This is a genomic window from Pirellulales bacterium, assembly GCA_036499395.1.
Taxonomy (GTDB): domain Bacteria; phylum Planctomycetota; class Planctomycetia; order Pirellulales; family JACPPG01; genus JACPPG01.
In genome coordinates this window covers 1-7,265 of record DASYDW010000044.1, presented here as the reverse complement: position 1 = coordinate 7,265, position 7,265 = coordinate 1, and the positions used below count along the sequence as shown (strand labels likewise).

The 7,265-nt window shown below is 61.0% G+C and carries 6 protein-coding genes; 2 read left to right on the top strand and 4 right to left on the bottom strand.

Annotated elements, in window-relative coordinates:
- Positions 1–129 (top strand): IS5/IS1182 family transposase (locus VGN12_07300; protein HEY4309242.1); only part of this gene is annotated, 129 nt, incomplete at its 5' end.
- A 19-nt stretch (positions 130–148) separates the two neighbouring features.
- Here VGN12_07300 and VGN12_07295 read toward each other — a convergent pair.
- The 4 genes from VGN12_07295 to VGN12_07280 form a co-directional block, all read right to left on the bottom strand.
- On the bottom strand, positions 149–577 hold the full coding sequence (locus VGN12_07295; GenBank protein HEY4309241.1) for a hypothetical protein: 429 nt from the start codon (positions 575–577) through the stop codon (positions 149–151).
- An 81-nt stretch (positions 578–658) separates the two neighbouring features.
- Positions 659–2,671 (bottom strand): sigma 54-interacting transcriptional regulator, encoded by a 2,013-nt coding sequence (locus VGN12_07290; protein ID HEY4309240.1) that lies wholly within the window; start codon positions 2,669–2,671, stop codon positions 659–661.
- Positions 2,672–3,032: 361 nt separating this feature from the next.
- On the bottom strand, positions 3,033–4,277 hold the full coding sequence (locus tag VGN12_07285) for a protein-L-isoaspartate(D-aspartate) O-methyltransferase (protein ID HEY4309239.1): 1,245 nt from the start codon (positions 4,275–4,277) through the stop codon (positions 3,033–3,035).
- A gap of 241 nt (positions 4,278–4,518) precedes the next feature.
- The gene (locus tag VGN12_07280) at positions 4,519–5,967 is read right to left on the bottom strand and encodes a VWA domain-containing protein (protein ID HEY4309238.1); all 1,449 of its coding nucleotides are present in this window, start codon (positions 5,965–5,967) and stop codon (positions 4,519–4,521) included.
- Between the two features lie 341 nt (positions 5,968–6,308).
- Here VGN12_07280 and VGN12_07275 point away from each other — a divergent pair.
- Positions 6,309–7,265: DUF1598 domain-containing protein (locus VGN12_07275; GenBank protein ID HEY4309237.1), on the top strand; the 957-nt coding region annotated here is incomplete at its 3' end.

Sequence of the window (7,265 nt, the reverse complement as noted above, 5' to 3'; positions counted from 1 at the left end):
AAGATCGAACGCACCATCGCCTGGCTGCACAACTTCCGCAGACTCGTCGTCCGCTACGAATACTACAGCAACGTCTACCAAGCCTTTATCCTCTTAGCCTGCATCACTATCTGTCTACGTAGGTTTTGAAACCGGCTCTAGTAGTTCCTTAAAGCTGACCTTGGGCAGCAGGGGCGCGCCGTTGATCTCGCATTGCTACATGCAGCCCGTACCAACAACCCGCCGCTAAACACACCGGCATCGCCAGCTTGAACCACGTTGGGTAGGGGAGCATGGCGACGTTGAAGCACACCATCGCCAGTAGAAACAGGCCGACGACCAGTGCGGCGGTTCGTCCTCCGAGACGCGTGGCGATCCAGACGCCAATCCATGCCGTGCCGCTCCACGCGACGACCACGGCGGCCAGCACCCACTGCGGATAACGTGCGACGTGGTCGCACATTTCTTCTTGAGTTCCCGTGAAGTCGGGAGGGGTGGGATGAACGATGGTGCTTAGCAATTCGACAGCGACGACCAGCACGAAGGCCGCGGCCAGCGCCGCCACGATTGCTAATGCCGTTCGCATGACAACGGCCATGATTTCCTGCCCCGATCACGGACCGCGGGAACTTGTTATGCCGTCGTTCGTCTGTAGCGTGTCAAAGGGAATGAACGCGTACTACGGCACGCGGCGTGGGAACGCCTCGTTCAGGTCGTAGCGCTGGATCTTGCGGTCGAGTGTCGAGCGTTCAATGCCGAGCATGCTGGCGGTCTGGCTTTTGTTCCAGCCTGTTGCCCGTAGCGTGGCCAGGATGTGCTTGCGCTCGACGTCGGCCAGCGAACTGGGGACGAATTCCATCGGCACGCTGGGGACGTCGGTCGTGTCGCCGGTGGTCGGGAGCTTCGAGAGCATCAGATCGTGCTGCTCGATGTATTCCCCTTCGGCCAGCACAATCGCCCGTTCGATGACGTTTTTCATCTCGCGGACATTGCCCGGCCAGCGGTAACGCTGCATCTGTTCCATGGCGCGCGGCGAGAAGCCACGAATCTTGCGTCCGGTCTCGCCGATAAATCGTTGGAAGAAATAATCGGTCAGGATCGTTATATCTTCGGGACGTTTACGCAGTGCGGGGACGACGATCTCGAGCACGTGCAACCGGAAGTACAAGTCGCGGCGGAAGCGTCCCTCGGTGACGTCCTTTTCCAGGTCGCGGTTGGTGGCCGCGATCACGCGCACGTCGACCTTCAGCGATTCGCTGCCGCCAACGCGCTCGAAAGGATGGCCTTCCAGCACGCGCAGCAACTTAGCCTGGATGGTTGGGCTCATTTCGCCGATTTCATCCAGCATCAGCGTCCCTTTGTGCGACGCTTCGAACTTGCCGATTTTTTTCTCGACGGCGCCGGTGAACGCACCTCGCTCGTGGCCGAATAGTTCGCTTTCCAGAATGCTTTCCGCCAGTGCCGCGCAATTGACGCACACGAACGGCCCTTTGCGACGCGGGCTGGAGAAATGCACGGCGCGGGCGACCAATTCCTTGCCGACACCGCTTTCGCCGCGGATCAAGACCGTGGCGTTGGACGGCGCCGCGCGAGCAATCTCTTCGATGATGCGCGAGATGGCGGGACTGGTGCCCACGATCTCGCTTTGCGCGCCTAGGCGTTCGCGCAGTTGCGTGTTCTCGTCGCGAATCGTGTTCAGGTTCTCGGCCAGTTCCTGCCGGCGATGAAGATTCTGCAGCGCCACGGCCACGGTATCGGCCACGGCCAGCGTGAATTCCAAATCGTCGGGATCGGGATTGCGCGAGGGGTTGGTCGAGTACAGGTGGATCAGGCCGAACAGCGTCCGGCCGCGACGGATCGGCGCGCAGATCACGCTGGTGGCGTGAATCTCGCCTTTGCTGTCTCGGCTGCTGACCGAGCTATCGCCCATGATGTTGCGGGCGAGGACCGCTTCCCCTTCGCGCAGCACCGTGGCGGCCAGGAAGGAAGAGACGCGGTAGTACGGCAGCTCGGTATCGGTGCGCGAGGCAATCACTTCGAGCGCTTCGGCCGTCGGCCCGGCGCCCCGGCGTAAAAGCAAGAGCGCGCCGGCGTCGACTTGTGTCCCTTCGAACAGGCCGGCGATTGCCAGCTTGGCCATGGCCACGGAATCAGGGCTCTTGGCCAACTCGAATGCCAGGCGACAGAGTTTGGCGGCGGCGCGACCGACCTTGGAAACGCCGCTATCTTCGTCTTCGCGCGGTTCGAGAAATTTCGTCTGGCCGCGGCGGTGCGTGATCGTGGTCGGCTCGTGGCCGTCGATGGCCCCCACTTCCTGATGCGTTTCGAGCGCCGCATCTTCGGGCGCCATGGGAGTGGGGCGCGAGCTGCTGCCGCTATCGGGAAAGGCTTTCGACAGGTCGTCGACGAAGGCCAGTTGCGAGCGGCCGATGTGGATGATGTCGCCCGGCGAGAGCGGATGGTCGCCACGGACCAGCCCGTCGCCGACGATCGTGCCGTTGCGGCTATCTAGATCGCGCAGGGTCCAGCGCCCCTCGGATTGGAACAGTTCGGCGTGGCAGCGGCTGCAGCGCTCGTCCTTGATGACGATTTGATTCGTGGGCGCACGTCCCACCGTTACGGTCTGTCCCGCCACCAGGCGAAAGACGTCCGTCCACTTCGTGCCTTCCCGAATGACCAGATAAGCCAGCATTCACGCCTCGGAATTTCACACATGGATTGGCGTCCCGCGGCCGTGCGACCGAGGCTGCCGGGGGCTTGCGGATGTGACCCCCCGGTCGCTGGGCTCCGTTTTGTTACCGGGCCCTGCGTAGCATGCGCCAAACATTCACTTACATCTACCTTATCGACTTCCGACCGGTGCCTGCAAGCGGATTCCGGCCAGGGACGCGGCGCTCGTAGGGGGGCGGTAATGGCATATTGCCAGCAACCAGTCGACCGGGTAGGAGGCGAAGACTCGTGCGTGAATTCGCACTCCCTTGGGCTACCGACACACCACCCGTCGCGGAGCATTTCGACGGACGAGGCCTGAGCCCCCAGCAGGTCTAACTAAATCAATTGTCGCTGGACGAGACCGTCATTTGGATATCGTCGTACGAGACTTCGCCCGTCCCGCCGATCAGGCCGATGTTGACAATGGCCTCGCGAGCCGTGGGGGGGACTTTCAGCTTGCCTGTGATTTTCTGCCAACCGAACGTGCCGCTCCACGGCCCCAATTTCACGTTTCCGGCGGGCGCGCGGTTCTCGTTAAGAAAGATGACGGCGAACTGCGGGAGTTGATCGGGGGCAATGCCGACGTTCACGTCGGTCCCCTTGACCATGAGCGAAATCTGTAACTGGTGAATCTTACGTCCGTCGATGGCGAAGCCTTGTAGGGCGCGGGCGGTACGACCTGGATCTTTGTTGGTGAAAGTGGCAATTTGTCTGCCGTCGGGGGCGTCCGAGACTTCGACCAGTTCCATCTGCCGAATGTAATACCAACCAGTCGGTTCGCCGCTGTCGGGAATCGTTTCCTCGAAGCTGGGATTGATCAGCGTGGGATGTAGCGGGTCGGCCGGCACCTTGCGATTCTTCGCGGCCTGGCCCGTCATGGGGACGAACAGCGTCGGTCGCAAGGCTTCGTTGGTCAGCTTGCCGTCTTCTTTTTTCAGCAGATGAAATACCTGCTGATACGGCTCGCCGACGGGCACGATGATCCGGCCCCCTTCCTTGAGCTGATCGATCAGCGGTTGCGGCACATTTTCCGGCGAGCAAGTGACGATCACTTTGTCGAACGGCGCTTTCTCGGGCCAGCCGAGGAAACCGTCCCCCAGCTTGGTGAACACATTGTCGTACTTCAGCTTCTTGAGCGTTTTTTCCGCGCGCTTGCCGAGCTTTTCGACGATCTCGATCGAATAAACTTCCTTCACTAGCGGGCTGAGCACGGCGGCCTGATAGCCGCTGCCGGTACCGATCTCGAGCACCCGGTCGCTGGGCTGCGGATCAAGCTGCTCGGTCATATAGGCCACGAGCATCGGCGGCGTCAGCGTTTGATGCTCGCCGAGCGGCAGCGACATATCGAGATAGGCCTTGTCGAACAACTTGGGGGGAGCGAACTCGTGGCGCGGCGTCATCCGCATCGACTGGATGACGCGCATGTTGGTGATGCCACCGCCGATGATGTCATCGGTGACCATCTTGTCGCGCGATTGCTCAAGCGCTTCGGGCGAACGGTCACCGGCGGCCATCGCCGACGCACCACAGCCGATTGCCAGGGCCAACGAAGCGAAAACTCGTGAAAAGGAAATCCGGAGGTTCATGGATTTCGTTCCTGGTTGATCGATGGGATCGTGAAGTGTGGGGCCGTCCGGTCGCACGATTGTCGTGATGCGAGCCGAACCCGACCGCATATTTCAGGATAATTACGGTCAAGAAAGTGGTGCTAATTAAATGGTGCGGTGACTGGGAAAGTCGGCAAAAGTTGCTGCCGGCGCCGTTAAAACCGGCCCGGCGGGAACCACACGAGCACCGGTGGCCAGCCGGGGCGGCCAGTTGCGGTGGCTAGTTATCGACGCGGCGATAGACACCCCAGTTCCGTTTGGCCAGGGCCGTTAGGAATTGTTCGAAGAGCCCTCCTTGGGGGCCGAGCACGCCGATGCCGATCGTGTAGATCGACATCCGTTTGGCGGAGTTGCCGCGCGTGATCAGGTTCACGATATCGGCCGGGTTGTTGATGTTGCCCCCCTGAGGAACGCCATCTGTCAAGAAAAAGATCGCCTCGGCGTCAAAATGCAGCCCGGCTTCCAGGGCGTCGAACGACGCCGTATTGGTGCCTGTATCGAGTGAGTCGACCCACTGTGACGCGGCGTGTTTCATCGATGCGTTGGCCGGTACGAGATGTTTTTGCCAGGGGTAGACCTCGGCATTAAAAGCCACGACGCTGAATTGCGAATCGTCCGTCAGGCCGTCGATCGCCTGCAGCAACTCGCGCTTGGCGGCCATCAGACGCCCCCCCTGCAGCATGCTGCCAGAGGTGTCGATGATGAACACCATCCTCTGGGCGTAGATCGATAGACCGTAGTACTTCGGCTTGTCTTTCAACAGTTCGATGAGCGAGGCATCCTTGGTGTCCTTTTTCGGGATGGCGGCGACTAACTGAAAGCTCTTTTCGTTGGCCTTCCACCACTCGCGCCAGGGAGCAGTTTCGACGCCGAGGTTTTGGCCGGTCATTTCGGTCAGGTGTTTGACGATTTCGGCGCGGATCTCGCCCTGCACTTTTTCCAACAGGGCCACCAACTGGCCGATCGCCTTCGGGTCGCTGATTTTCATCAGTGCTTCGGCGACGGCGCGACGCAGGCCGAATTCCGCGGCAAAGACTTTCAGCCCGGCGAGCTTCGCTAACGGGGTGACATCCTCGGCCTGTCCACGACTGCCCAACTCGTCGGCCAGGGTCTCGACCATGATCAGGCCTTCATGCGTGCCGGCTCGCTTGTCCAGAAAAGCGCTCGTGTCCCGGAGGACGTCAGGCGACTGCGAGGAGAGCAGCACGGCCAACAGTTGCAACGTCGTCGGGTTGACCGCGTCGTAGCGGGTATCCTTGTTGGCCGTGACGAGCAGGTAGCGCGCGACTTCGGTGTCGTCATTAACTTCCAGCAGCAAATGGTAGGCGACGTCGCGGACCGACGGTTCGTCATCCCGCAGACCGACGGTGACCATCAGTCGGGCCGCCTCGACATTGCGATAGTTGGATAACTCTCGCAGCGCCGCGATGCGCTCGACCGGCTGCTTACTACGCAGCTTGACTTGAAGTTCGCGTTTGGCCGCGCGGAACTCGTCCTTCTCGATTTCCTCAGCAGTTTTGCTGGGCAGAGGTTTCTTGGGCTGCGCGGTCTTGGGAGGCGCGGCTTTCGTGGGGGCGGCTTTGTCCTGGGCCCGGACGTGTTTCGCCGGGCTGACGGCCACGATTAACAGCATCAGTGCCGCAACCACGGCTGGAATCCGCACGGACATTTGGGGCCTCCCACCGCGCCGGAACGCACGGCGTATTCAGGCTCGTCCCGCTGGAATGCGGGGGCCTATCTCTGCCGTCCATTCTGGACAGGGGTATCCGCCCGGTCAACGCTACCGGGGGGATGTCCTGTATACCGGCGGTCTGCCGCACGGCATATTGGCATTCGTCGACATTTGTAAGTACGCTCGTAATTGGGTGTTTTACGCCCTTGAATTGGCAACCGGGCACCGGTAGTTGAGCAGTGAATTCGCTGCCTAGGTTTGTGCGAGATTCGATTCCGCGAAACGACGCGGAAACGACCGTGCAAAAAATTTAAAAAGGTGATCAGAGGAGATAGACCATGGGCCGTCGGGTGTCAGCCCTCGGGTATGTCGTCGCCGTTTGTACGATCGGATGCGCCGTTCTTCTTTCGGCCGATGCGAGTTATGGCCAACAGGGACTGATTCCCAGCACCGGGTTCTTTGCCGGGGCGGTGGGTGGTATTTCGATCAATGCTGATGGTGTATTGGCCAATGCACAGCAGGATAATCTTCACAAGCTGCGCGACGTGCGGGTGAAGGCGTTGGCTGCGGTGCCGGGAGACCTGGCGCAGCCGACCGAGCTGCGGAAGATCTCTTTGCGTGGGCTGATGGCCACGATCGACGATTGCCGGCTCAAGAATCGCGACTTGCCGGATGATGTGAAATACCTGGCCGGTTTGCAGCGGCTGCGTTACGTCTTCGTCTATCCCGAACAGAACGACATCGTACTGGCCGGCTTTGGCGAAGGATGGAAGGTCGGCGAGTCGGGCGAGATCGTCGGCGCCAACACAGGCCGTGCCGTGCTGTTGCTCGATGATCTCTTGGTCGCGCTGCGTTCGGCGATGCAGGCCGCGCAGGGAGGCATCTCGTGCTCGATCGATCCGACGGCCGAAGGATTACGCCGCTATCAAGAGGCGATGAAGTATCAGCAAACGATCGGCGCCGATCCGCAAGCCACGCTGCGTGGCATCGAGCAAGAACTCGGGCCGCAGACGATCACGCTCACCGGCGTACCGGCGACCAGCCATTTCGCCCGCGTGCTGGTGGCCGCCGATTATCGCATGAAGCGGCTGGCGATGAACTTCGATCCGCCGCCGATCAACGGCCTGCCCAGCTATTTGCACATGGTGAAGCCCGGCTTGAAGGGCTCGGCCATGCCGCGTTGGTGGCTGGCCACGAACTACGAGCCGCTGCTGACCGACGCTGACGGTCTGGCCTGGGAACTGCGTGGGCCTGGTGTAAAGGCCATGACCGAGGAAGATTTCCTGCTCGAAAAC